The organism is Sphingomonas sediminicola, from assembly GCF_049991885.1.
GTDB lineage: Bacteria > Pseudomonadota > Alphaproteobacteria > Sphingomonadales > Sphingomonadaceae > Sphingomicrobium > Sphingomicrobium sediminicola.
On the sequence record NZ_CP178916.1, the window covers coordinates 516,871 to 539,272 of the forward strand.

The 22,402-nt window shown below is 62.8% G+C and carries 24 protein-coding genes and 1 pseudogene; 16 read left to right on the forward strand and 9 right to left on the reverse strand.

Features of this window, described 5'->3' with window-relative positions; all coding sequences use genetic code 11:
- Positions 1–42: 42 nt before the first annotated feature.
- The gene (locus ACMC5O_RS02740) at positions 43–702 is read right to left on the reverse strand and encodes a glutathione S-transferase family protein (RefSeq protein ID WP_187707816.1); all 660 of its coding nucleotides are present in this window, start codon (positions 700–702) and stop codon (positions 43–45) included.
- An 86-nt stretch (positions 703–788) separates the two neighbouring features.
- On the opposite strand from ACMC5O_RS02740, the gene ACMC5O_RS02745 reads away from it, so the two are divergent.
- On the forward strand, positions 789–953 hold the full coding sequence (locus tag ACMC5O_RS02745) for a hypothetical protein (RefSeq protein ID WP_426693224.1): 165 nt from the start codon (positions 789–791) through the stop codon (positions 951–953).
- Here ACMC5O_RS02745 and ACMC5O_RS02750 read toward each other — a convergent pair.
- Positions 950–1,407 (reverse strand): annotated as a pseudogene (locus ACMC5O_RS02750) (DUF6456 domain-containing protein). The gene ACMC5O_RS02745 and the pseudogene ACMC5O_RS02750 sit on opposite strands and share 4 nt — an antisense overlap.
- Before the next feature lie 142 nt (positions 1,408–1,549).
- Between ACMC5O_RS02750 and ACMC5O_RS02755 the strand changes: the two are divergent.
- The gene (locus tag ACMC5O_RS02755) at positions 1,550–2,116 is read left to right on the forward strand and encodes a helix-turn-helix domain-containing protein (RefSeq protein WP_187707815.1); all 567 of its coding nucleotides are present in this window, start codon (positions 1,550–1,552) and stop codon (positions 2,114–2,116) included.
- A 3-nt stretch (positions 2,117–2,119) separates the two neighbouring features.
- On the opposite strand, the gene ACMC5O_RS02760 is transcribed toward ACMC5O_RS02755, so the two are convergent.
- Together ACMC5O_RS02760 and paaZ are read right to left on the reverse strand one after the other, a co-directional pair.
- Positions 2,120–2,548: a CBS domain-containing protein gene (locus ACMC5O_RS02760; protein WP_187707814.1), complete on the reverse strand. Its 429-nt coding sequence runs from the start codon at positions 2,546–2,548 to the stop codon at positions 2,120–2,122.
- Between the two features lie 60 nt (positions 2,549–2,608).
- Positions 2,609–4,630, reverse strand: a complete 2,022-nt coding sequence (gene paaZ / locus ACMC5O_RS02765) for a phenylacetic acid degradation bifunctional protein PaaZ (protein WP_426693225.1) — start codon at positions 4,628–4,630, stop codon at positions 2,609–2,611.
- A 59-nt stretch (positions 4,631–4,689) separates the two neighbouring features.
- Between paaZ and ACMC5O_RS02770 the strand changes: the two genes are divergently transcribed.
- Positions 4,690–5,052: a hypothetical protein gene (locus ACMC5O_RS02770; RefSeq protein WP_187707813.1), complete on the forward strand. Its 363-nt coding sequence runs from the start codon at positions 4,690–4,692 to the stop codon at positions 5,050–5,052.
- Between the two features lie 74 nt (positions 5,053–5,126).
- On the forward strand, positions 5,127–5,699 hold the full coding sequence (locus tag ACMC5O_RS02775) for a L,D-transpeptidase family protein (protein WP_187707812.1): 573 nt from the start codon (positions 5,127–5,129) through the stop codon (positions 5,697–5,699).
- A gap of 7 nt (positions 5,700–5,706) precedes the next feature.
- Here ACMC5O_RS02775 and paaG read toward each other — a convergent pair whose 3' ends face one another.
- Positions 5,707–6,492 (reverse strand): 2-(1,2-epoxy-1,2-dihydrophenyl)acetyl-CoA isomerase PaaG, encoded by a 786-nt coding sequence (paaG, locus tag ACMC5O_RS02780; RefSeq protein WP_187707811.1) that lies wholly within the window; start codon positions 6,490–6,492, stop codon positions 5,707–5,709.
- Between the two features lie 65 nt (positions 6,493–6,557).
- On the opposite strand from paaG, the gene paaI reads away from it, so the two are divergent.
- From paaI to ACMC5O_RS02830, 10 genes are all read left to right on the forward strand, one after another.
- On the forward strand, positions 6,558–6,995 hold the full coding sequence (gene paaI / locus ACMC5O_RS02785; RefSeq protein WP_187707810.1) for a hydroxyphenylacetyl-CoA thioesterase PaaI: 438 nt from the start codon (positions 6,558–6,560) through the stop codon (positions 6,993–6,995).
- 72 nt (positions 6,996–7,067) lie between these two features.
- On the forward strand, positions 7,068–7,526 hold the full coding sequence (locus tag ACMC5O_RS02790; protein WP_426693226.1) for a hypothetical protein: 459 nt from the start codon (positions 7,068–7,070) through the stop codon (positions 7,524–7,526).
- Positions 7,527–7,575: 49 nt separating this feature from the next.
- On the forward strand, positions 7,576–8,556 hold the full coding sequence (gene paaA, locus ACMC5O_RS02795; RefSeq protein WP_187707808.1) for a 1,2-phenylacetyl-CoA epoxidase subunit PaaA: 981 nt from the start codon (positions 7,576–7,578) through the stop codon (positions 8,554–8,556).
- Positions 8,553–8,837 (forward strand): 1,2-phenylacetyl-CoA epoxidase subunit PaaB, encoded by a 285-nt coding sequence (gene paaB, locus ACMC5O_RS02800; protein WP_187707807.1) that lies wholly within the window; start codon positions 8,553–8,555, stop codon positions 8,835–8,837. The genes paaA and paaB overlap by 4 nt, the downstream gene beginning before the upstream one ends.
- A complete protein-coding gene (paaC, locus tag ACMC5O_RS02805) occupies positions 8,837–9,604 on the forward strand; it encodes a 1,2-phenylacetyl-CoA epoxidase subunit PaaC (protein WP_187707806.1) in 768 nt (255 codons plus the stop codon). The genes paaB and paaC overlap by 1 nt, the downstream gene beginning before the upstream one ends.
- On the forward strand, positions 9,604–10,677 hold the full coding sequence (locus ACMC5O_RS02810; protein WP_187707805.1) for a 2Fe-2S iron-sulfur cluster-binding protein: 1,074 nt from the start codon (positions 9,604–9,606) through the stop codon (positions 10,675–10,677). The genes paaC and ACMC5O_RS02810 overlap by 1 nt, the downstream gene beginning before the upstream one ends.
- A gap of 18 nt (positions 10,678–10,695) precedes the next feature.
- Entirely contained in the window at positions 10,696–11,895 is a 1,200-nt protein-coding gene (locus ACMC5O_RS02815; RefSeq protein WP_187707804.1) for an aromatic amino acid transaminase, read from the forward strand.
- A gap of 6 nt (positions 11,896–11,901) precedes the next feature.
- On the forward strand, positions 11,902–13,959 hold the full coding sequence (locus ACMC5O_RS02820; RefSeq protein WP_426693227.1) for an alpha-ketoacid dehydrogenase subunit alpha/beta: 2,058 nt from the start codon (positions 11,902–11,904) through the stop codon (positions 13,957–13,959).
- Position 13,960: 1 nt separating this feature from the next.
- The gene (locus tag ACMC5O_RS02825) at positions 13,961–15,148 is read left to right on the forward strand and encodes a dihydrolipoamide acetyltransferase family protein (protein ID WP_187707803.1); all 1,188 of its coding nucleotides are present in this window, start codon (positions 13,961–13,963) and stop codon (positions 15,146–15,148) included.
- A complete protein-coding gene (locus ACMC5O_RS02830; RefSeq protein ID WP_187707802.1) occupies positions 15,148–16,200 on the forward strand; it encodes an AI-2E family transporter in 1,053 nt (350 codons plus the stop codon). Before ACMC5O_RS02825 ends, ACMC5O_RS02830 begins: the two co-directional genes overlap by 1 nt.
- Here the strand turns inward: ACMC5O_RS02830 and ACMC5O_RS02835 are convergent.
- From ACMC5O_RS02835 to ACMC5O_RS02850, 4 genes are all read right to left on the reverse strand, one after another.
- Complete coding sequence (locus tag ACMC5O_RS02835) at positions 16,197–16,922, reverse strand: metallophosphoesterase family protein (RefSeq protein WP_187707801.1); 726 nt, start codon at positions 16,920–16,922, stop codon at positions 16,197–16,199. The two genes, ACMC5O_RS02830 and ACMC5O_RS02835, sit on opposite strands and share 4 nt — an antisense overlap.
- A complete protein-coding gene (locus ACMC5O_RS02840; RefSeq protein WP_187707800.1) occupies positions 16,909–17,688 on the reverse strand; it encodes a hypothetical protein in 780 nt (259 codons plus the stop codon). The genes ACMC5O_RS02835 and ACMC5O_RS02840 overlap by 14 nt, the downstream gene beginning before the upstream one ends.
- A gap of 72 nt (positions 17,689–17,760) precedes the next feature.
- Positions 17,761–18,594: a hypothetical protein gene (locus tag ACMC5O_RS02845; protein ID WP_187707799.1), complete on the reverse strand. Its 834-nt coding sequence runs from the start codon at positions 18,592–18,594 to the stop codon at positions 17,761–17,763.
- A 19-nt stretch (positions 18,595–18,613) separates the two neighbouring features.
- Entirely contained in the window at positions 18,614–19,582 is a 969-nt protein-coding gene (locus ACMC5O_RS02850) for a hypothetical protein (RefSeq protein WP_426693228.1), read from the reverse strand.
- Positions 19,583–19,785: 203 nt separating this feature from the next.
- On the opposite strand from ACMC5O_RS02850, the gene ACMC5O_RS02855 reads away from it, so the two are divergent.
- Both ACMC5O_RS02855 and ACMC5O_RS02860 read left to right on the forward strand, forming a co-directional pair.
- Entirely contained in the window at positions 19,786–21,900 is a 2,115-nt protein-coding gene (locus ACMC5O_RS02855) for a TIR domain-containing protein (RefSeq protein ID WP_426693229.1), read from the forward strand.
- Between the two features lie 12 nt (positions 21,901–21,912).
- Positions 21,913–22,395 (forward strand): hypothetical protein, encoded by a 483-nt coding sequence (locus tag ACMC5O_RS02860; RefSeq protein WP_187707794.1) that lies wholly within the window; start codon positions 21,913–21,915, stop codon positions 22,393–22,395.
- The last annotated feature ends 7 nt before the right edge of the window (positions 22,396–22,402 follow it).

Consider the following 22,402-nt stretch of genomic DNA (forward strand, 5'->3'; position numbering starts at 1 on the left):
GCGCCGCGCCCGTTGCCCACGGCCACGGCCACGGCGCCTTTCTTATTCGGCGGGTACTGCCGTGCGTTCGAGGAACGCCGCTTCGCGCTCGATCAGCGGGCTGAAGCTTGGGCGAGCAAGGATGCGCTCAACGTAGCGCTTGGTGCGCGGATGCTTGGCGGAGTCGAACTCCACGCCCAGGTGGATGAAATTCACAAACGGGCTCGCGACGGAAATGTCCGCGAGCGTCAGCGAATTGCCAACCAGATAACCGCCATCATCCGGCACGACGCTTTCGAGATAGTCGAGGATCGGCGGGAGCTCATCGCGAAGTGCGGTCTCAGCCGCTGCTTCGTCGCCCGGCCGGTTGAGGAAGCGCGGCGCGACCACCCGGTTGAAGAACACTTTCTGCCCGCAACCAAATAGGACGGTATCCGCAAACTCGTCGAACCAGACTGTCGTGCCGCGAGCTCTTGGCTCGGACGGGATGAGTTGCGTTTCCGGGAATTTCGCATCGAGATAGTGGCAAATCGCGCTGGAGTCGGCGAGGCAATAATCTCCGTCCTTCAGGGCGGGCATCTTCCGGAACGGGCTCGCCGCGCAGAAGTCCGGATCGGCATCGGCGATCCGCGTCGGCCTGACCTCGAGCTCTATATCTTTTTCGTTCGCGAAGGCGACGCACTTCCGAACGAAGGGCGACAAAGTAGATCCGAAGAGAATCATGACGAACTGCCTCCCGCTGCAGGTTGAACCGCGGACATTCCCCTCCGCGGATTCGTTGGTCGCGCACATAGCATGGGAGAAATGCAATGCGCAGCCACAGCGGCAAGGACAAAGCCCGGAACAACATGCATGACCCGACTGTCCGGGAACGGCAGTTGGAGCATAAAAAGGCTTCGATCACCGGGCGAACGAACGAAATGGGTTCGCACGCGCGGAAGAGCGGCCAGAAAGGTGCCGGCGGCCACCGCTAGCTGATCCGGTAGCAATCCGCGACGCGATCCAGCGCGAGCGTGAGCACCAGCTTGCCCGCTCGCGCTGGCCAGCCAAGCGCCGTTTCTGCCTCGCGCATCCCTTCGCCTGAGCAGACCACGCGCCACAAGATATCGGAAAACCGGGCCCGGCGGCATCGATCGCCGGGTGAAAGCGGCGCTTCGCATCGATCTGCGAACCCTTGAGATCAACATCACCGCCCGATCCTCCTCGCCGGCCGGAAATTGGCGCTGCGTCCCAGGCCATCGTTACGCGAGCCGAAAGCTGGGCTCGCTTTCAGTCACCGCGCAGCCGCTCGCCTGCGTCGAATTGCCTTCGCGTGACCAAACCGCGCGAATGAAGCCAACCGAGAGGGGATTCTGCCAGATTGACGGTCACGGAAAGGGCCGGCCAGCCCCGGCGAGACTTTGCTTCCGGCGCTTCCTCGTCGTCGATCGGCCGTTCGACCAGCAACCGACCATTTGTGCACTTCTACATTCCGCCTCCGCTGTCTATTGCCCTTGGGCTTGCCACAATGGAGAAACTGTAGGACAGAGAGAAAACCATACTGGTTCGTTCGATCGGTTGGGAGCACGGTATGATTACGCGCATTCGGGATGTTCGACGCGCTCGCGGAATGACGCTCGACGATGTTGCGAAGGCGTGCAGTCCACCTACCACCCCGCAGACGATCGGGCGCCTCGAAACGGGCACTCGGACCGTTTCGATTGTCTGGCTGAATCGCATTGCCGACGCATTGGGTGTGGACGCCGCCGACCTGGTCGAAGGCGGTGGCGAAAAGGCGGAGCTACCTGTCGTCGCGGTGCTCGGTACAGCGGGAGCGTCAGCCCCGAAGCGGACAGGCGTTGTGGTGGCCCCTCGCCCCAAGCCGGGGCAGGTCGCGATCACCGTGTTCGCGAGCAATGGCGATTACCGCGCCGGAGACGAGATCTGGTGCGATACGGTCGAAGCGGACGGCTTCGCCGCAGCGCTCAATCGGGATGTGCTGGTGCCGCGGCCAGCCGGCCGCTTCCTTTTCGGGCGACTGATCGACCGCGACGACGAACGGCTGCAACTACTTCCACCCGGAGCAGGCGGACGTCAGCAGATTGTGGCGAACCCACCTTGGATCGCGGTCGCGACCAAGCTCGTCAGAGGCCTGTAGCGCCTACTGCTGGTGCTGGCTTCCGGGCGCGCTCACCCCCTCGAGCGCCTGTCCCGCTGTGTCTTCGTCGGTTTCCCGAGCCAGATCGCCAAGGCTCACGATACCTACCAGCCTTTCCTGATCGTCGATGACCGGTAGACGGCGGACCTGCGCCTCACCCATCTTCCGCGCGGCTTCCTCGACCGGCTCGTCGGCATGCGCAGAGACCACGCCGCTGGTCATCAGCTCACTGACGAGCGTCTCCGGGCCATATCCCAGCGCAACCCCGCGCACCGCGATGTCGCGGTCGGTGATCATGCCGACCAGCCGATCTCCGTCCGTCACCGGGATCGATCCGGCATCCGCCTGCAGCATGAAGCGCGCCGCATCCCGGGCCTGCTGGTCCGGCCGCACCGTTTCGATGTCCTTGGTCATGACTTCCGAAACCTTCATTGCCGCCTCCTATTCCGTTGAGCCCGAGTAACGAACTCAGAGCCGCGGCGTTCCTGCGCCTTAAGGAACGTTCTCGGTCAGGAGGTCATAGGTCGCGACGAGTTCGTCCTTCTGGTTGAAGATCTCTACCGCCCAGCGAACCACGCCCGTTTCCTCGCTCTTCAGCGACTTGGAGCGGACGCTGAGCTCCACTCGCATGGAATCCCCGGGGTAGAGCGGTGTCAGGAAGCGCAGGTTCTCAAGGCCGGTGTTAGCGAGCACGGGACCCGGATCGGGGTCGACGAACAGGCCTGCAGCGAAGCTCAGGATGAGATAGCCGTGCGCAACGCGACCCTCGAAGATCGGGGAAGCCTTGGCCGCTTCCTCGTCCATGTGGGCGTAGAACTTGTCGCCCGTGAATTCCGCGAAATGCTCGATGTCTTCGATGCTCACGGTGCGGCTGTCGGTCTTCCACGTGTCGCCGACGTTCAATTCCGACATCCGGAGACGGAAGGGATGTAGGTCGATGATGCGCTTGGGCGCTCCGGGAATGTACTGGCTGGTGATCGCGGCGATCATCGTCGGCGATGACTGGATCGCGGTGCGCTGCATGTAGTGCTTCACGCCGCGGATGCCGCCCATTTCTTCGCCGCCGCCCGCGCGGCCGGGCCCCCCGTGGACGAGGACGGGAAGGGGTGAGCCGTGACCCGTCGATTCCTTCGAATTGGTGCGGTCGATGACGAGCATCCGGCCGTGATAGGCAGCCGCGCCGCCGATGAAGTCGCGCGCAGCATCAGCCGAATGGGTGAACAGCGAGAGGGCAAGACTGCCCATCCCGCGGTTCGCCAGGGCGATGGCGTCGTCCATGTTCTTGTACGGCATGATCGTGGAGACGGGGCCGAACGGCTCGACATCGTGCACTGCGGAGGACTTCCAGGGATCGTCTGCGCGAAGGAGGACCGGTGAAAGAAAGGCGCCGCCGGCGATGGGCGAATCGGCCGAAGGATCGCCCGATACGATTTTTGCGCCGGCCGCTTCTAGTTCAGCGATTTTCTGCCGAACGTCGTCGCGCTGGGAGAGGCTTACGAGCGCGCCCATGCCCGTGTCGTCGGCACGGGGATCGCCGACCTTCGTGCCTGCGAGACGCTCCGCCAGCGCTTCCTGAACGGCATCGAGGTAATCGGCCGGAGCCATTGCGCGACGGATAGCGGTGCACTTCTGGCCCGCCTTTACCGTCATCTCCGTCGCGACCTCCCGAACGAACAAGTCGAATTCCGGCGTCCCAGGCGCGGCGTCGGGTCCGAGGACCGAGGCATTGAGGCTGTCCTGCTCGGCGATGAACCGAACGGACTCGCGCATGACCACCGGATGCGTGCGCAACTTGAGCGCCGTGGAGGCTGAGCCGGTGAAGCTCACCACGTCCTGGCCGCCGAGATGGTCGAACAGGTCACCGACTCCGCCAACGATCAGCTGCACCGCTCCGGTTGGAAGCACACCGGACTCAATCATTATCCGGAATGCCGCTTCGGTGAGATAGGAGGTCGCCGAAGCCGGCTTCACGATCGCCGGCATTCCGGCGAGCAGGGTCGGGGCCAGCTTCTCCAGCATTCCCCAGACCGGGAAATTGAAGGCGTTGATGTGCAGCGCCGCTCCCTGGAGCGGCGTGTAGATGTGCTGGCCGACGAAGGTTCCTTCCTTCGACAAGGGTTCCAACGCGCCGTCCATCAGCACGTGAGCGTCCGGCAACTCGCGCCGGCCCTTGGACGAGAAGGAGAAGAGCGTGCCCGCGCCGCCTTCGATGTCGATCCATCCGTCCTTGCGGGTCGCGCCGGTCAGATAGTTGAGCTCGTACAGCTCTTCCTTCCGCGCCATGATCGCTTGGCCGAGCGCCTTCAGCATCCGCGCCCGCTCGTGAAAGGTCAGCTTGCGAAGCGCCGGCCCGCCAACCTCGCGTGCGTGCTTGAGCATCGCCCCGAAATCGAGCCCGCCCGAGCCGGCCGTCGCAACGGGTGCGCCGTCGATCGCGCAGGTGAGCTCGGCGAGATTGCCCTCCCCCGGAGTCCAGCGGTCGAAAGCATAGTTCAGCAGTTGCGCGGTCTTCATCGGGTCACCTCTTGCGCCGCGTCATTGCGAGCAGCCGTGCCGCGAAGCAATAGAGGGACATGACCTCAGAGCGCCGCCTCGCGATTCTTCGTTTCGCCTTTTGGGCCGCCGTCGTGCTTGCGTTCACGATGGCGGTGATTCCGCAGCCGCCCCAATTGCCCGGCGCGCCTTCCGACAAGATCCAGCACATCGCGGCGTTTGTCGTCCTGGGCGGCCTCGCGACGTTCGCTTATCCCCGAACCAGCCCAGTCTACCTGGGGACCGGGCTTTCGCTATTCGGAGCGTTCATCGAACTGGTCCAGTACATCCCGGCGCTCCACCGAGACAGCGACCCGATCGACTGGGTTGCCGACACTGCGGCGGCCGCTTTGGTGCTAATCTTCCTGCATTGGCTGAGGGCGAAGACGCGAGGCAATTCTTAATCCCTATGATCCACGCTTGTGCGTCGCTTAAACTTGCGGCAATCGTTCGCTATCGGGTCATCTTGGGGTTAAGAATGCATAAACTACTCAAGGGTTTAGCGATTGTTAGCGCGATCGCCCTGGCAGGCTGCGAAACCGCCCCAATCGCGCCTGCGCCGAAGGTTGCGCAGCCGGTCGGCCAAGCCATGCCGTACAAGTGGACGGTCGGAAATGCCGAGAAGGCGCACAAGGCCATGATCGCGACCTTCAGCCGTGCGGGTCTTGCTCCCGGGCAGTTCGTCTGGGCCGAGACCTTGCCGGCGGAAGGCGACCCCAAGATCATCATCGATCTGCTCACGCAGACCGCCTACGCCTACAAGGGCGACGTGCTCGTCGGCGCAGCATCCGTTTCCAGCGCCCGGACCGGAATGGTCACCCCGCTGGGCTATTGGAAGGTGCTCGAGAAGCGGAAGCAGTACCGGTCGAAGAAGTACAACAACGCTTCCATGCCCTTCATGCAGCGCATCGACGAATATGGCATTGCGCTGCATGGCGGCGTGAACCCGGGCTATCCTGCCAGCCATGGCTGTGTCCGAATGCCGATGGTGTTCGCCGAGAAGCTGTTCGGCCTGACCAAGCTTGGCACCGAGGTTGTGATCGAGGGCTAGCTTCCGATCACCTTCCGACGAAATTCGGCTGCCTCTTTTCAAGGAAGGCGGAAACGCCTTCGCGATAGTCTTCGCTGAACCCAAGCCGGCGCATTGCATCGCGCTGATGGTTCAATTCCTGGTCGAGCGTGTGAGACCAGCTTTCGCGGATCATCTTCTTGATCGCCGTCAGCCCCAACGGCGGTAGCGAGGCGAGCTTCTGCGCGATTGCGTCGACCTCTGAATCAAGCGCTTCATCGTCGACGCATTTCCAGATCAGGCCCCATTCCTCGGCCTTTTCTGCCGAAAGCGGCTCGCCGGTGAGCGCTAGTCCCATCGCGCGGGCCTGACCGACGAGGCGCGGAAGAACCCAGGTGCCTCCGCTGTCCGGGATGAGGCCGATCGCCGAGAAACTCTGGATGAATTTCGCCGACCGCGCAGCGACCACCATGTCGCAGGCGAGCGCCACATTGGCTCCCGCTCCCGCCGCAACACCATTGACCCGGGCAATGACCGGCTGCCGCAGGTTCGTGAGCTTCCGGATCAGGGGGTTCCAGGACGTCTCGACGGTCATCCCGAGATCGACCGGATGCCCTCCGCTGGAAACGGCGCGATCGTTCAAATCCTGGCCAGCACAAAAGCCGCGGCCGGCGCCAGTCAGGACGACGACCTTGGCGTCTCCAATCTCGTCGATCGCATTCTTCAGTTCCTCGTGCATCGCAGCGGTGAAGCTGTTGAGGCGGTCGGGCCGGTTGAGCGTGATCCGCGCGATCGAACCGTGATGGTCGACGATGATGCTCTCGAATTCGGCCATGGCGCTCTCCCCGATTTGACGGCAGGAGAAGAAGCAAGCCGAGGGCCGGGTCAAGAGGAGGGACAGTGGACGCAGACGAACTGGCCAATCGCGTCGCGCAGGAGATGCTCGCCTCCGAAGGAACTGGGCCGTCCTGGGGGATCGTCATCGAGGAAGCGCGCGCTGGATATGTGAGGCTGCGAATGGTGCTTCGCGAAGACATGCTCAACGGCCATCGCATCGCGCATGGCGGCATGGTGTTCAGCCTTGCCGACACGGCTTTCGCCTATGTCTGCAACGGCAACAATGAGCGGACCGTCGCGGCGCAGGCCTCGATCGTCTTCCTGGATGCGGCGAAGGAAGGTGAAACGCTTATTGCCGAAGGCGAGGAGATGAGCCGCGTCGGCCGGGGAGGCGTGACCCGCGTTCACGTCCGCACCGCCGACGGACGGCCGATCGCCGAATTTACCGGTTATTCGAGAACCATCGGCGGACCGATCATGGAAGCCGATACCGAATCTTAATCTGACGCAACTTTAATTGAGTGCATGCTTAGTATCGCATTTGCATTCCTGGCTACGTCAGTCGCAGAGCAAATGGCACCCGCCAAAAAGGGCCTGCTCCAGTGTCAGTCGCCAATTGACTCGACAAAGACTTGTGATTCGATCTCGCGAGTCACGCAGGTGTCGTCTGGCAGCTATCGTTTCGAGAATGAGATACTGATTGATGCGGACGGCCCGGTGATCCTACTCGAGCGCGCGATCGCAACGGTTCAGGGCAATAAGCTTTGCGAAACTGTACGCTTGGCTGAAATCGACAAGTTCGCGATCTTCATCAATGGCAAGCCCGCCACGTCTGCGGAAAGGGCTCGATATCGCGCAAACATCAAGGAGAAGTTTGCGCCGATTGCGGGTAGGGCGATTTGCACATCCGTCGTTCCCGATGAGGACGGACTTCAGACCGTCGAAGCCAGCATTTCGGGTCAGCGCCTGCCGATCCTGGACTACACAATGAAGTGGGTCGGACCGAATGACGGGTGGAAGGTCGCTCCGTAACGTTTCGCGGCGTTTGAAGCGCTGACCGACAAGCGCTACATCGCTGCCCATGTACACGACCGAGCTTTCGAAGACGGCGAAGATCCAGAACCTCGAGGACCCCAAGCTCCTCGAAGCGTTCGAGGCGCGCGTTGCGGCTGACGAGTTCATCGAGCCGAAGGACTGGATGCCAGAGGCCTATCGCCGCACCCTGACGCGGCAGATCTCGCAGCATGCGCACAGCGAAATCGTCGGCATGCTTCCGGAAGGGAACTGGATCACGCGTGCGCCGTCGCTGCGTCGCAAGGCGATCCTGCTCGCCAAGGTGCAGGATGAGGCCGGCCACGGCCTCTACCTTTATTGCGCGGCGGAGACACTCGGAACGAGCCGCGAGGAGATGATCGAGGCTCTGCACTGCGGCAAGGCTAAGTACTCGACGATCTTCAATTATCCGACGCTGACCTGGGCGGACATCGGCGCGATCGGCTGGCTCGTCGATGGTGCGGCAATCATGAACCAGGTGCCGCTGCAGCGGACGAGCTACGGACCCTATGCCCGTGCTATGGTCCGCGTTTGCAAGGAAGAAAGCTTCCACCAGCGCCAGGGCTACGAGATCATGATCACCATGGCAAACGGCACGCCCGAGCAGAAGCGAATGGCGCAGGACGCTCTCAACCGCTGGTGGTGGCCGTCGCTGATGATGTTTGGCCCGCCCGACGCCGACAGCCCGAACACCGCGCAGTCGATGCGCTGGCGGATCAAGCGCGAGACCAATGACGAGCTTCGCCAGAAGTTCGTCGACATCACTGTCCCTCAGGCGGATTTCCTCGGCCTCAAGGTCCCCGACCAGGCGCTCGAGTGGAACGAGAGCAAGGGCGGCTACGACTTCGGCGAGATCGACTGGGAGGAATTCTACTCGGTCGTCCGCGGTGAGGGCCCGGTTGCGAAGGAACGAATGGAGGCTCGCCGCAAGGCTTGGGAGGACGGCGCCTGGGTCCGGGATGCTGCCGCGGCGCATGAAGAGAAGCGTCGGGCAAGGAAGGCGGCATGAGCCATGACTGGCCGCTCTGGGAAGTTTTCGTCCGCACCAAGGGCGGTCTTTCGCATCGCCACTTTGGCAGCGTTCATGCTCCTGACGCGGAGCTCGCGCTCCGCCACGCGCGAGACACGTATACGCGGCGCCAGGAAGGCGTGAGCATCTGGGTGGTGCCTTCGGCGGCGATCGTCGCGTCGGACCCCGAGCAGGCGGGCGAATTGTTCGAACCGGCAGCCGACAAGATCTACCGGCACCCGACCTTCTACGACATCCCGGACGAGGTGAAGCACATCTGATGGCGACCGCTTCGCCAGTCGACGCCCCACCGGTCGACGCTCGTCACGATTATCTGCTTCGTCTTGGCGATGACTCGCTGATCCTCGGCCAGCGCCTGGGCGAATGGTGCGGACACGCGCCGGTACTGGAGGTCGATCTCAGCCTCGCGAACCTGTCGCTCGACCTGATCGGGCAGGCGACGCATTTGCTGGAAGAGGCGGGCGCTGGCGACGGCGACAAACTGGCGTTCCACCGGGACGTTCTCGATTTCCGCAATTGCTTGCTGGTCGAGCAGCCGAACGGCGACTTCGCCCGGACGATGGCGCGTCACCTGCTGTTCTCGACCTGGCAGCATATGCTCTTCCAGCGGCTGGCACGGTCAAGCGATCGCTTCCTCGTTGAGTTCGCATCGAAGGCGGTGAAGGAAGTTGCCTACCATCGCGAGCTGTCATCCGAGTGGGTGATCCGCCTCGGTGACGGCACCGAAGAGAGCGCCCAGCGGATGACCGAGGGGCTCGACTGGAACTGGCGCTTTGTGCCGGAGCTGTTCGAGGTCGACGAGACGCTGCAAGCGCTGATCGATCGCCGCATTGCTCCCGACCCGCGCGAGTTCGAAGACGAATATCGTTCGGCGATCGCGGCCGTTCTCGCGGAAGCGAAGCTTGAGGGTCCCGCCGACCAGCGCCCGATCCTAGGTGGCCGGCGCGGGCATCACAGCGAGCATCTCGGTCACGTCCTCGCGGTCATGCAGTTCCTGCCGCGCACATACCCCGACGCGACCTGGTAATGAGCGCGCACTTCTACCCGCTGAAGGTCGCGGAGATTATTCCCGAGACCGCCGAAGCCAATTCGATCCGCTTCGAAATCCCAACGGAGCTTGGCGACGCTTTCGCCTTCAAAGCCGGACAGCATCTGACGTTGAAAGCGACCATCGGCGGTGAAGAAGTTCGCCGGAACTACTCACTGTGCACTGCGCCGGCAGAGCAGGACTGGATGGTCACGGTTAAGCGCATCGCCGGCGGCGTTTTTTCGAACTGGGTCGGCGATAGCCTTAAGGCCGGCGACACGGTCGAAGTCATGCCTCCGCATGGCAGCTTCACGACCGAATTCGCGCCTGCCGCCAAACGCCACATTGTTGGGATTGCTGGCGGCTCGGGCATCACGCCGGTCCTGTCGCTTTTGCGAACCACGCTGAAGGAAGAACCGGACAGCCAGTTCACCTTGCTCTACGGCAATCGCGACAGCAGCTCGATCATCTTCCTCGAAAAGCTGGCCGATCTGAAGGATCGCTACCTGGGTCGGTTGTCGCTCCACCATTTCCTCGCAGAGGAAGAGGGTGACATCGACCTTTTCAACGGAATGCTTGACCGGACGCGCTGCGACGAAGCGATCACTGCTCTGATCGGCGATCCGGCAAGCGTCGATGCCTGGTTCATCTGCGGTCCTGGTCCGATGATGGATGCGGCGGAAGGCACTTTGCTCGAGCGCAACGTCGACAACGAGCGCATCCACATTGAACGCTTCACCGCCGACCGGCCTTCGGCTGCGCTCGCGGCGGAGATGGCGCAGCTGCAGACCAAGGCTGCCGGCGCGACCATGTCTGTGACGCTCGACGGACGCACCCGCCGCGTCGCCTTCACCGAAGCGAACATCCTCGACAGCGCGCGCGCTTCCGGTCTGCCTGCGCCCTTCGCTTGCAAGGCGGGCGTCTGCGCGACCTGCCGGGCGAAAGTCACCAGCGGCAAGGTCGAGATGGCGGCCCGCTATGGCCTTACCGACGAGGAAGTCGCGGCCGGTTACGTGCTGACCTGCCAGTCGGTTCCGGTCGGCGATGGGGTCGCAGTGGATTACGACGCTTAGGCGCGCTAGACGCGCTTCATGCTGAGCGAAACCGACGCGCGCGCCAGGGGACTGGCTGATCTTCCACCGGTCGAGAGCGATTCGCTTCTCCAACTGATTGCGCTCTGCAATGCCGATCCCCGGCAGGAGAAGATCGACGTCGGCGTCGGCGTCTTTCGCGACGGTGTCGGTCGCACACCCATCCTCCCGGTGATCAAGGATGCCGAGCGCATCCTGCTCGAGACCCAGGAGACCAAGTCCTATCTCGGGAGCGCAGGCGACAAGCGTTTTGCCGAGCTGATCCGTCCGATTCTCCTCGGCGACCATGCCGACGATAACAAGATTGCAGGCGTGCAGACCCCGGGCGGCTGCGGCGCGCTCCGGCTCGGCTTCGAGCTGATCGCGACGGTCAATCCGCAGGCGCGCGTTCACGTCGGCACTCCGACCTGGCCGAACCATCCACCGATCATTCGCGCCGTCGGTCTCCAGATCGTCGAATATCCCTATTACGACCGCGAGAATTCCGCCGTTCTGTTCGACAGCATGATGGGGGCGCTCGAGAACGCCCGGGCCGGGGACGTCGTCCTGCTCCACGGCTGCTGCCACAATCCGACTGGAGCGGACTTGAGCCCGGACGAGTGGGCCGCAGTCGCGAGCGTCTGCGCCGAGCGGAAGCTGCTTCCGTTGGTGGACATCGCCTACCAGGGCTTCGGGCGCGGGCTCGAAGAGGATGCCGCAGGCGTCCGGCTGATGCTTCGCTCGTGCAGCGAGGTGATCGTCGCGCAGAGCTGCGACAAGAATTTTAGCGTCTATCGCGACCGCGTCGGTTCCCTGTTCCTGAAAACGGGCTCGGAAGAAACGACTGCGCGGGCGATGGGACACGTCTTCCAGCGGGCTCGCGAGATGTGGTCGATGCCGCCCGACCACGGCGCGGCCGCTGTCCGGCTAGTGCTCGACACGCCGGAGCTCCGCGACCGTTGGCCGGGCGAGCTCGCCGCGATGCGCGACCGGATCAATGCGGTCCGGAAGCGCATTGCGTCCGTCGATCCGCGTCTCGCGTACATCGGCAATCAGTTCGGAATGTTCTCCATGCTCCCACTAAGCAGGGAGAAGGTGCTCGCGCTGAGGGAGAAGCATGCGATCTACATGGCCGATAGCGGCCGCTTCAACGTCGTCGGCCTCGGTGACGATCAGATCGATCGATTTACCGCCGCCGTGGTCGAGGCGCTGGACGCGTAACTCGCCATGGCTGACCGCGACCCGGGCAAGGTTTCCGCTGACGTGAATTGGCGCGAGGTCGCGAGGCTGGTTTTGACCAGCCGGGAAATGGACCGTCTGGAAGAGCAGGAGCTCGTCCCCGCCAAGAAGGTCCTCTACCAGTTTTCGGCACGCGGCCACGACATGGCGCAGGTGCTGCTCGGTCTCCAGCTTAAGGATGGCGATGCGGCGTGCGGTTACTACCGCTCGCGGCCTTTGCTGTTGGCGCTGGGAGTTCCGCTTGCCGATGCGCTCGGCTCCGGGATGGGCCTGGCCGGCGGTTATTCCGATGGCCGCGATATCGGCGTGGTCTTCAATTACCCGAACCTCGGTGGCGCTCATGCCCTGCCGATGAGCGGCGGGGTAGGGGCCCAGTACACGCCCGCGACCGGTTGGGCGCAGGCCATCGACTACAAGACCAAGGTCCTGAACGAAGGGCCCGACGATGCCATTGCTTTGGTGCTCGGCGGAGACGCGAGCTGCGCTACCGGTGGATTTTGGTCTGCGTTAACCATTGCGACGACGCAACAATTGCCGCTGCTAATTTACGTCGAGGACAACGGCTATGGAATCTCCGTTCCGTCGGAATATCAAACACCTGGCAAGGATATTGCGGCGAACCTCGCGAGCTTCTCGGGTCTGACAATTTTCAACGGCGACGGCACCGACCCGATCGAGGCGGAGCGGCTGGTGAGGGAAGCGGTCAGGCACGTTCGGACCAAGCGGGCACCGGTAATGTTACGGCTGACGGTACCGCGTCTCGAGGGGCACAGCTTCCAGGACACACAAAGCTACAAGTCCGAAGCGGAAATCGAGGCCGAGTGGGCACGCGATCCGCTGCCCAGGCTCAAGGCGCATTGTTCTTCATTCCAGATCGGCGACGACGACTGGGAGCGGATCGAAAGCGAGGTCGCCTGGGAAGTCGGCGCTGCTCGTGCAGATGCGGAGAGCCGCGGGATCTCCAAGCCGGAAGTCGTCACCGACCATGTCTTTTTCGATGGCGAGATGCAGCAGGTCGGCGGGCTTTGGAACGCCGGCTACAAGGCCCCGCCGTCGACGGACGAGCCGAAGCCTGAAGGTCAGCGCATCAACATGGTCACGGCGATCCGCCGGGTGCTGGACCAGGAGCTCAGCACCAATCCGCGCGTTTGCGTGTTTGGCGAAGACGTTGGACCGAAGGGCGGCGTCCACGCCGTGACACTTGGACTTCAGGAGAAGTTCGGCCGCGATCGGGTCTTCGACACGTCGCTTAACGAGGAAGGCATCGTTGGCCGGGCCGTCGGAATGGCGCTGGCCGGCCTGATGCCCGTGCCAGAAATCCAGTTTCGAAAATATGCCGAGCCCGCGACTGAGCAGATCAACGACTGCGGGACGATGCGCTGGCGGACCCACAACCGTTACGCGGCGCCGATGGTGCTTCGAGTGCCGGGTGGCTTCTTCAAGTGCGGCGACCCGTGGCACAGCCAGACGAACGAAGTTCAGTTCGTCCACAATCCGGGCTGGAAGGTCGCTGTTCCTTCGAATGCCGAGGACGCGGTCGGACTGTTGCGCGGCTCGCTTCGCGGCAATGATCCGGTGCTCTTCTTCGAACATCGCGCGATGCTCGACGACAGCTGGGCGCGGCGGCCGTGGCCGGGCGACGATTACGTCCTGCCGTTCGGGCGGGCGAAGAAGACCCGCGAGGGAGATCGGATTACGATCGTCACCTGGGGTGCGATGGTACCGCGCTGCGAAGCTGCCGCTGATGGCAACTCCGCCGACGTCATCGATTTGCGCACGCTCATGCCTTGGGACCGCGAGATGGTGCTTGAGAGCATTCGCCGCACGAGGCGCTGCCTGATCGTGCATGAGGATCTTCGGACCGGCGGCTTCGGCGCGGAGATTGCCGCGGTCGTCGCCGACGAAGCCTTCCTCGACCTCGACGCGCCGGTTGCTCGGGTAACCATGCCGGACATCCCGAGCCCCCACCATCCCAAGCTGATGGAATGGGCGCTTCCGACGGTCGAGCGCATTCGTTCCGAGATTGACCGGCTGGTAGGGTTCTGAATTGATCGAGATCCGCGTTCCCGACGAGCAGGAAGGCACAAAGGCGGTCGTCCGCGCCTGGCTCAAGCAGATTGGCGATGCGGTCGCCGAGAACGATCCTTTGGTCGAGCTAGAGACCGACAAGGTCACTCAGGAAGTGCCGTCGCCGGCAGCCGGGGTCCTGACTGAGATCGTCCTGAACACGGATGCCGAAGCGGTTCCGGGAGCGCTGCTTGGTCGAATCAGCACGAAGGATGCTCCTTCCGAACAGGCCACCCCGGCGAAGGCGGATCAACCTTCGGTCCGTTCGCAAGCAGCTCCGCTGCAACAGCCCGTCAGCGAGATCGAGACGAGGCTATCGCCGTCGGTCCGGCGCGCTTGCCTGCAGCACGGGATCGACCCGTCGCGGGTCAGCGGTACGGGACGCAACGGACGCATCACCCGCGAGGACGTCGATCGCCTCGTTGCGTCGGCAACCGTCGTTAGTGTCGGCGAGCGGGCCACCGCCCAGCCGCGCAATTTCTTGGCCCAGGACATTCCGCACGATCGCATGCGGATGACGATCGCGGAGAACATGGTCCGCGCGGTCAGCGAAGCGCCGCATGTCACTGCGGTCTTCGAAGCGGACTTCTCGGCGATCGCCGCGCACAAGACCGCGATGGCCGCGAGAGGCACGAAGCTCAGTTACACCGCCTACATCGTGAGGGCGGCGGCCGAGGCCATGGCGGTCGCGCCTGCGATCAACGGGCGCTGGGAAAAGGACCGCATCGCCATCTCGCCAACGATCGACATCGGCGTCGGCACTGCGCTCGGCGAGAAGGGGCTCGTCGTCCCCGTCGTGAAAGACGCGGGTTCACTTTCGCTGGAGCAGGTAGGCGCAGAGCTCGAAGACCTCACCCGACGAGCCCGGGAAGGGAAGCTCGACCGCTCGGACGTGTCCGGCGGCAGCTTCACCATCTCCAACCACGGCGTGTCCGGCTCGCTACTCGCGGCGCCGATCATCCTGCATCAGGGGCAGGCAGCAATCCTCGGCGTCGGCAAGCTCGAGAAACGCGTGATCGTTCGGGAAGTGGGCGGGCAGGACGCCATCCTCGTTCGTCCGATGGCTTACGTCACGCTGACCATCGACCATCGCGTAGTCGACGGTCACCAGACGAACGCCTGGCTCAGCCGCTTCGTGCAGATCCTCGAAAGCTGGCCGGCAGCCTGATGGCGCGCAAGGTGGACGAAAAGAGCGACCGCCAGTTCGTCCATCGGGTCTTGATCGTCCTCGGTCTGACCGCGCTCTTCCTGATTGCGTGGCAACTCAGGACGCTCCTCCTCATGTTCTTCGGCGCGGTCGTCGTGGCGACGGTGTTTCGTGCCCTCGGCGACCGGCTGGAAAAGCTGATCGGCTGCAAGCCCGGCATAGCCGTCGCACTGTCGATCACGATCATTCTCGGGGTCGCGATCGGGCTGGTCGCGCTCTTCGGTTCGCACGTGGCGGCGCAGGTTCAGACTCTGCGCGAGGCGATCCCCGCGGCGTGGCGGGCATTCGAAGCGCGAATGGGCGACCTTGGCTTGGGCGAGCAGATCAAGACCCTCGCGCAGAGCATCCGTGCTCCAGGAGGAAGCAGCTTCTCCGCTTTCGGCAAGACCATCCTGTCGATCGGCAGCGGCATCGCCGACGTCCTCGTGGTCATCGTGGCGGGCATCTTCCTGGCTACCCAGCCGCGTTTCTATCTCACGGGCGCCGTCAAGCTTATCCCGCCGACGAAGCGCGCGCTCGCGCTGGAATCGATCATGGAATCCGAGCAGGCCATGCGCCTTTGGCTTCGCGGCCAGCTCATTGCGATGATCGTCGTCGGATTGCTCACGGGCCTTGGGCTTTGGGCACTTGCTATGCCGTCGGCGCTGACGCTTGGCCTGCTGGCGGGGATTCTGGAGTTCATTCCGTTCGCTGGGCCGATCCTTTCGGCCGTGCCGGCAATCCTGCTCGCGCTTGCGGTGAGCCCTGAGATCGCGCTCTGGGTGCTACTCCTCTATTTCGCGGTTCAGCAGTTCGAGGGCTACGTGCTGACCCCACTGGTCCAGCAATATGCGGTCGACCTTCCCGGTGTCGTTCTACTCTTCTCGCTCATCGCTTTCGGCGCTCTGTTCGGGACGTTGGGAGTAATCCTTGCGGCCCCTCTCACCGTCGTTTGCTACGTCCTCGTGAAGCGGCTCTACGTCATCGAAACGCTGCACACGCCCACCAGCATCCCGGGCAAGGGCAAGGACTAGATTTCGAGCAGCGCGTAGGGGCGCTTGAATTGCTCGCGGACCACGAATTGCGCGACGTTGTAGACGGGAACCCCGCGCACCGTCTGGCCTTCATATTTTCCGTGATGTGCATGGCCGTGAACGACAGCCTTCACATGGTCGAAGCGGTCGATCGCATCCGCCAGACGCGCCGACCCCAGGTACTGAAAAATCTCGATCGGTTCGCCTTCGAGCGTGTCGATGATCGGGGAGTAATGAAGCACCGCAACGCTGCGTTCGGTGCGCAATGAGCGCAACCCATTCTCGAGCTTGCGAGCCTCGTTCATCGCCTCGTCGACGAACGCTTTAGCGATGGGCTCACCGAACGGGGCGAGCTCGCCGCGCCCGTATCCGCCCATGAAGCCTTTGACGCCGGCAAAACCGACGCCCTTGATCTCGATTGCCTGCTCGTCGAGCACGGTCATTCCCGCCTCATGAAGAATCTCGGCGACGACTTCGGGCTGCCCGCATTCGTAATCGTGGTTGCCGAGCACGCCAATGACTGGGATCGCCGAGGTTTGGATATCCTCCGCCAGGATTTCGGCCTCGCTCGTCTTCCCGAAATTTGTGAGGTCGCCGCAGAGAACGAGCACATCCGCGACGCGAGAGATCTCCGCGAACATCTCGCGATACGGGGCGGTGCTGTTCTCGGCGACGTGGAGGTCGCCGATGGCGGCAATCGTAATGGTTTCAGTGCTTGGCATAATCTTCTTCGAGGTTGCCAACCGCTTCGGAGAAGCCCCATTCACCGATGTCGATCTGGTAGTCGCGCGGGCTGAAGATCCGGCCGCGGCAGACCTTCTTTCCCGCCGAAGGCATCGCCAGCTGGGCGTGCAGCCGTTCAAGGAGCTCGTCCATCACCCAGCGCGGGATCAGATGACGCTCGCTGGGATAGATGAAGCGGAAATTGAGGACAGCGACGAGCAGCACCTCCCAGTGCAACTCCATGCTTGAAATGAGCTGCGTCCAGTCGATGTCCTCTGAGCGCTTGAGAATCATGTGCGCGACGTCTGCGCCGTCGTAGCGGTAGCGGTCCTGCACATAAATCTTCGACCAGACGAATTGGGTTGGCGGAACTAGGTGCACCTTTGTATCGAACAGGCGCGCTTCCGGAGCGTCCTGGAACCACTCGTCCGTCACATGCGTGGCCGAGGTTGGCATGTTGGTGATGATGTCGACGAACTGTTCGCCCCGGGTCACTCGGGCGAGCCAGCGGTCGTCGACGATTTCCACGTCGAAGCCCTTGTCTTTGAAGAACGAGAGCATCCGTAGTGCGTCACCGGCCTTGGCGAAAACGTCGACATCCTTCGTCGGGCGCTTGATGCCGGTGTAGCAGGCCAAGGCGTAAGTGCCGGACAGGAGGAACGGGATTTCCGATTCCGCCATCAGCCTGATGACTTCGGCATAGAAATCCTCGGATGAGTTCGGGGGCTCGAAGTCCTCGGGCGGGGTAAGTGGCAGATGGATCATTGCCCGCCCAACGGGAGCGCTGCGGGCGGGGTTCCAATTTAGCTTATGATCAAGAGTTCAGCCGGTGCTCGATCACGTTCCGCTGGGAAACCGGGTCCTTGTCTCGATCGTCGTTTGGATTTCTTCGAATTCATGGGCCCGGCGCTTGATCTCTTCCGCACTATATTCCTTGGCCCGGTCCTGATCCTTCCACTGTGCTTCAGTACGGCAGATGTTCCTGCGGATGCGTGTTCCCGCGACATCCTGAAGCTTGCACTGGACGGTTTTCGACGGATCACGAGTGCCGGTGACGACGACTTCCTGGGAAAGGGTTTGGGCAAGTGCGAGCCGATAGGCACCTTCCGCGAGTGCGCTCCTGAGGTCGGCGCGGGAGAAGGTGAAGCGCTCTCCTTCGTTCAGGCATGAAGCGAATTGCGGGACAAGCGCCGTCAGCCTGGCGCGTTCTTCTGCGCTTTCTACTGCCGTGCTCAGCACACTGGACGAAGCCTGCGGGTCGGACGCCGCAACACAGGTTCCGAATGCAACATAGTCGATGCGCTTCTTGGCCTCGTCGCTCAATGCTTCGAGTTCGCTCATGTCGACGGTGAAAACCTCGATGTTGTCACGCCGCGCCCGGGCGCCGATGCTCCCGAAGTCCGACCTGAACAGTTGCTCCGCGACTGCGCCTCGCAGAATGCCGGCGCCGATCGCAGGCGCGTGACAGCCGAGCCGGTTGTACTCCGACAGCACCTCCTGCTCTTCGGCAGAGCCGGGCTGGGTCGCAAGCAGCTCTGCGCCTTCGTAATTGGCGGTGGCGCACTTTGCGAACTGCTCGACCGAAGCGACAGTGGGCTGAGGGGCGCTCGCGTTGACGGGAAACGCAAAGACCGCCGTAGCCGCGGCGGCAAGCATGATGGTACTCTTCATATGCGTCCCTTTCTTCGAACTATGAGGTCGTGATGGAGCAGCTCATGACCATGCGCTTGGAACGCCTGTCGTAGCTGATGGTGCTGCAACGGGAGAGGTCCTTGCCGCCGATCATCAGCCAGAAGTGCGCCGCGCCGTAACTGCGCCGATTCTTGCCGGTGACGACAACGCCTTCCTCGTCTTCTGCTGCCGCCGTCGGGACTTCCTTTTCGGGAAGCAGATAGCTCCCGCGGTCGTCCATGATGCGCACGGCGAATTCGTTGAGCGGAAAGCCCTTTATCGACAATGTCTGACCGAGGACCATCCGGCGGACGGGCCGCGAGACCCCGAAGCGCACCTGGTGCACGAATGGGCCGCCCTCCCAAAGGCCGGTACGCCTTTTTGCAATCACCGAGGCGGCCGCGCCGGTCGCCGTCGTCAGCCTATCCTCGAGGGTGAAGCGGGTAAGGATCAACTGCCCGCCATAATCGAACTCGTGATAGAGGCCGCGCTGTCGGTCGAAGCGCATCGGTAGTTCGATGATCTGCTCGCCCGGCTGAGGTGCCTGCAGGCGCAGGGTTACGCGATCGCCCGGAAGGTTGGCGGGATTGATGACCCCGTCCGCGTCCCCGATTGCCTGCCCCTTCACCCACATGACTGGCTTCGACGCTGTAACGCCGCCGATGGTGAGCTTTTCTGACCGGGTGCTACCTTTGAGGCGCATAGGTCCAACGGCGAGCGTCGCAGCCTTGGTGCCGACCAGCCGCAGCTCCTTCGCGACCTTGTCGTTGAGAAGGACGAAGTATGGCGCTCCTGGATCGACCTTCAGCTTGAGCGACCGGCCGCGGGCCTCGGCCTGGACTAGATATTGTGAATTTGCGTCCAGTACCGTCTCGTTGACCGGCGCGGACGGGTTCGTCGTCGTGGCGCAACCGGATGCGAGCAACGCTAGGGTCATCGCGACGACTTGGACGCGAAAGCCCTGCTGCATGGTCGAGCCCCGTTTCACCGAATTCCCCTATTTCCGGAATGTTGTCATGGGGACCGGATTAATCCTTCGAGTCAAGGGCCTAGCAGCTGTTCCTCGACCAACGACGGAAGGGTTTTGTGCCGCGCAGGCGGGCAATCCCAGAGGCGCAGGTTGGTCCGCCTTCCTTCTGTATGTTATTAATTTTGCGTTTACGCGCTTGTACGACCCGGGGGCGATTCGCGATGGCGGAGTTCCGGTACATTGCGTTCCTGAGCTACAGCCATCGGGATCGACAGATCGCCGAATGGCTGCACCGTGAGCTGGAGACCTATCGCGTCCCCAAACGCATGATCGGTACGGCCACGCCACTCGGTCCCGTGCCCGCCCGTCTGCATCCCATCTTCAAGGATCGCGAGGAGCTTTCGGCCGCCGGAAGCCTCAACGCAGCCATAAAGAACGCGCTCGGCAGCGCTTCGGCCCTGATCGTCGTCTGCTCGCCCGCGTCGGCGGCGTCGCCCTGGGTCAATGAAGAGATCAGGAATTTCAAGCAGCTCAACGGCGACGCGCGTGTCTTCGCGGTCATTGCGGGAGGCGAGCCCTGGGCCAGCCGCATCCCCGGCCAGGAGGAGCAGGAATGCTTCCCCCCGGCGATGCGCTTTGTGGTCGCTCCCGACGGTACGATCACTGATGTCCCTGCCGAGCCCATCGCTGCCGACCTGCGGCCGGAAGGAGACGGCAAGAGGGTCGGCAAGCTGAAGGTCGTTGCCGGACTGATCGGTGTCGGCCTTGACGAACTAGTCCGCCGTGAGGCGCAGCGGCGGCAGAGGCGGCTTCGCTACGCCGTCGCGGCGTCGCTCGGGGGAATGACCGTGACCAGCGGTCTTGCGATTACGGCGGTCGTGGCCCGCGACGAAGCACGACAGCAGCGCAACGAGGCGCAACTGCAGCGAACGCAGGCGGACGGTCTCGTCGAGTTCATGCTCACGGACCTGCGGAAGAAGCTGGAGCCAGTCGGTCGCCTGGACGTGATGGACACCGTCGGCCGTCGCGCGCTCGCCTATTATTCGCGACAGGATCCGACGAAGCTCGATCCCGACGCGTTGGGAAGGCGAGCCAGGGCGCTTCAGCTCGTGGCCGAGATTCGCAATCTGCGTGGCGACAGCGAAGGTGCGCTGGCGGCTTTCCGGCAGGCGGCTGGAACAACCCGGGAATTGCTAGCACGCGACCCGAACAACGGGCAGCGCATCTTCGACCACGCGCAAAGCGTCTTCTGGGTCGGCTACATCGCTTGGCAGCGGGGTGACCTGAAGACGGGACGCCAAGCATTCACGGAATATCTAACGCAGGCCCAGAAGCTGGTTAAGCTTGACCCTGGCAACGACTCCTGGGCAGCGGAGATCGGTTACGCGAGCCAGAATCTGGGCATTGTCGAGCTCGATGACGATCGCGCATCGCAGGCGCTGCGCGAGTTTGACCTGACAGAACGGGTCTGGGCCAAGATTGCAGAGCGATCGGCCGACAAGCGCGAACCGACTTATTTTCGTGCGCAGGCCATCGCCTGGAAAGCCGATGCACGGCGCGAGCTGCTGGACCTCTCGGGAGCACTCGAAGAACGGCGCCGGGAGATTCAGGTTTACCGCGAGATGCTCATCGCCGACGGGAATGACAGCAAGGCGAAAGAGGGGCTCGCTGTCGCTCAATATCGGCTGGCTCAGTTGCAGCTCGAGACAGGGTCTTCACGGCAAGCGGCGGCAACTGCAGGGCAAAGCTTCGAGACAATCCGCAAGCTTCAGACGCAGGACGCATCAAATCGCCTGTGGCAAGAGATTGCGATCAAGGCCGCGAACATTCGAACTGAGGCGCTCATTATTGCCCGCGAATGGGCGGAAGCGCGGCAAGCGAACCGCTGGGCACTCGACAATGCCACCAAGCTCGTCCGACTGGACAGCACCGTCACCAATTGGCGGACCGATTGTCTCCTCCCCGCCCGGTGGATGCAGATCGCAATAAGTAGCGGTGCGAAGGACCAGCCTGCGGTCCGCCAGCAGATTGCGCAATTCGATCGGAATTTTTCCTGGGACCCAGCCGGGAAGGCGAGCGAGGAAGAGCGCTTCGCCTGGGTAATGGTTGACGTGCTCGAGGGCGTCCACTGGCGCTCAGCCGGGGAAAATTCAAAAGCACGGGAAAGCTTCGCTCGGGCCGCCAGTCGGCTGCCCACCGATCACCTCAATGATCCTCGGCTGCTCGCCGTCGCTTCTTATCTCAATCGCAACCAGGGAATTGCTGGCCTGCCTCAAGTCGCGCCCGCGACGGCAAGCCGTGTTCGGTACGACGTGGGGGCGCTACTCAACAGCTAGAGGGGATGACCTATGCCCAAGCCAGATATGTCGCTTACAGTGAATGTAGACATCACCGGCCAGTTGAACGGCAATGTCTTGACGGTGAGCCAGAAGAGTTACTCGCAAGGTGCGAGCATTCCGGCCAGCACCAATGTCGTCAGTTCCGATGGCAATATCGACCTGACCCAGATGAGCGACCCTGGAAATCAGTACAGCAACCAGACGGACATCACGTTCATGTTGTCCGGGACCATTACCGACAATTCGGGCAACAGTTACACCGCTCAGTTCCCGAACGACGTTAGCCAGGCGATCAGCCTGCAGAAGCAGAATGGCGGCGCTCCGACCGCCGGGGAGTTCGTTCCATCTCTCCAGTCGAGCACAGCCCTTTTTCTCGATGATGCCAATTCGGACGGCCAGGACTACACCTATTGCCTGACTGTCGAGCCGAACATGATCTCTGCCGATGGCATTCCAACCTGCCCGCTCGATCCCACGATCGTGAACAGATAGGTCGATG

Coding starts and splice junctions, on each gene's coding strand:
- ACMC5O_RS02740 (WP_187707816.1), bottom strand. CDS start 702: ATGATTCTCTTCGGATCTACTTTGTCGCCCTTCGTTCGGAAGTGCGTC.
- ACMC5O_RS02745 (WP_426693224.1), top strand. CDS start 789: ATGCGCAGCCACAGCGGCAAGGACAAAGCCCGGAACAACATGCATGAC.
- ACMC5O_RS02755 (WP_187707815.1), top strand. CDS start 1,550: ATGATTACGCGCATTCGGGATGTTCGACGCGCTCGCGGAATGACGCTC.
- ACMC5O_RS02760 (WP_187707814.1), bottom strand. CDS start 2,548: ATGAAGGTTTCGGAAGTCATGACCAAGGACATCGAAACGGTGCGGCCG.
- paaZ (WP_426693225.1), bottom strand. CDS start 4,630: ATGAAGACCGCGCAACTGCTGAACTATGCTTTCGACCGCTGGACTCCG.
- ACMC5O_RS02770 (WP_187707813.1), top strand. CDS start 4,690: ATGACCTCAGAGCGCCGCCTCGCGATTCTTCGTTTCGCCTTTTGGGCC.
- ACMC5O_RS02775 (WP_187707812.1), top strand. CDS start 5,127: ATGCATAAACTACTCAAGGGTTTAGCGATTGTTAGCGCGATCGCCCTG.
- paaG (WP_187707811.1), bottom strand. CDS start 6,492: ATGGCCGAATTCGAGAGCATCATCGTCGACCATCACGGTTCGATCGCG.
- ACMC5O_RS02790 (WP_426693226.1), top strand. CDS start 7,068: ATGGCACCCGCCAAAAAGGGCCTGCTCCAGTGTCAGTCGCCAATTGAC.
- paaA (WP_187707808.1), top strand. CDS start 7,576: ATGTACACGACCGAGCTTTCGAAGACGGCGAAGATCCAGAACCTCGAG.
- paaB (WP_187707807.1), top strand. CDS start 8,553: ATGAGCCATGACTGGCCGCTCTGGGAAGTTTTCGTCCGCACCAAGGGC.
- paaC (WP_187707806.1), top strand. CDS start 8,837: ATGGCGACCGCTTCGCCAGTCGACGCCCCACCGGTCGACGCTCGTCAC.
- ACMC5O_RS02810 (WP_187707805.1), top strand. CDS start 9,604: ATGAGCGCGCACTTCTACCCGCTGAAGGTCGCGGAGATTATTCCCGAG.
- ACMC5O_RS02815 (WP_187707804.1), top strand. CDS start 10,696: ATGCTGAGCGAAACCGACGCGCGCGCCAGGGGACTGGCTGATCTTCCA.
- ACMC5O_RS02820 (WP_426693227.1), top strand. CDS start 11,902: ATGGCTGACCGCGACCCGGGCAAGGTTTCCGCTGACGTGAATTGGCGC.
- ACMC5O_RS02830 (WP_187707802.1), top strand. CDS start 15,148: ATGGCGCGCAAGGTGGACGAAAAGAGCGACCGCCAGTTCGTCCATCGG.
- ACMC5O_RS02835 (WP_187707801.1), bottom strand. CDS start 16,922: ATGCCAAGCACTGAAACCATTACGATTGCCGCCATCGGCGACCTCCAC.
- ACMC5O_RS02840 (WP_187707800.1), bottom strand. CDS start 17,688: ATGATCCATCTGCCACTTACCCCGCCCGAGGACTTCGAGCCCCCGAAC.
- ACMC5O_RS02845 (WP_187707799.1), bottom strand. CDS start 18,594: ATGAAGAGTACCATCATGCTTGCCGCCGCGGCTACGGCGGTCTTTGCG.
- ACMC5O_RS02855 (WP_426693229.1), top strand. CDS start 19,786: ATGGCGGAGTTCCGGTACATTGCGTTCCTGAGCTACAGCCATCGGGAT.
- ACMC5O_RS02860 (WP_187707794.1), top strand. CDS start 21,913: ATGCCCAAGCCAGATATGTCGCTTACAGTGAATGTAGACATCACCGGC.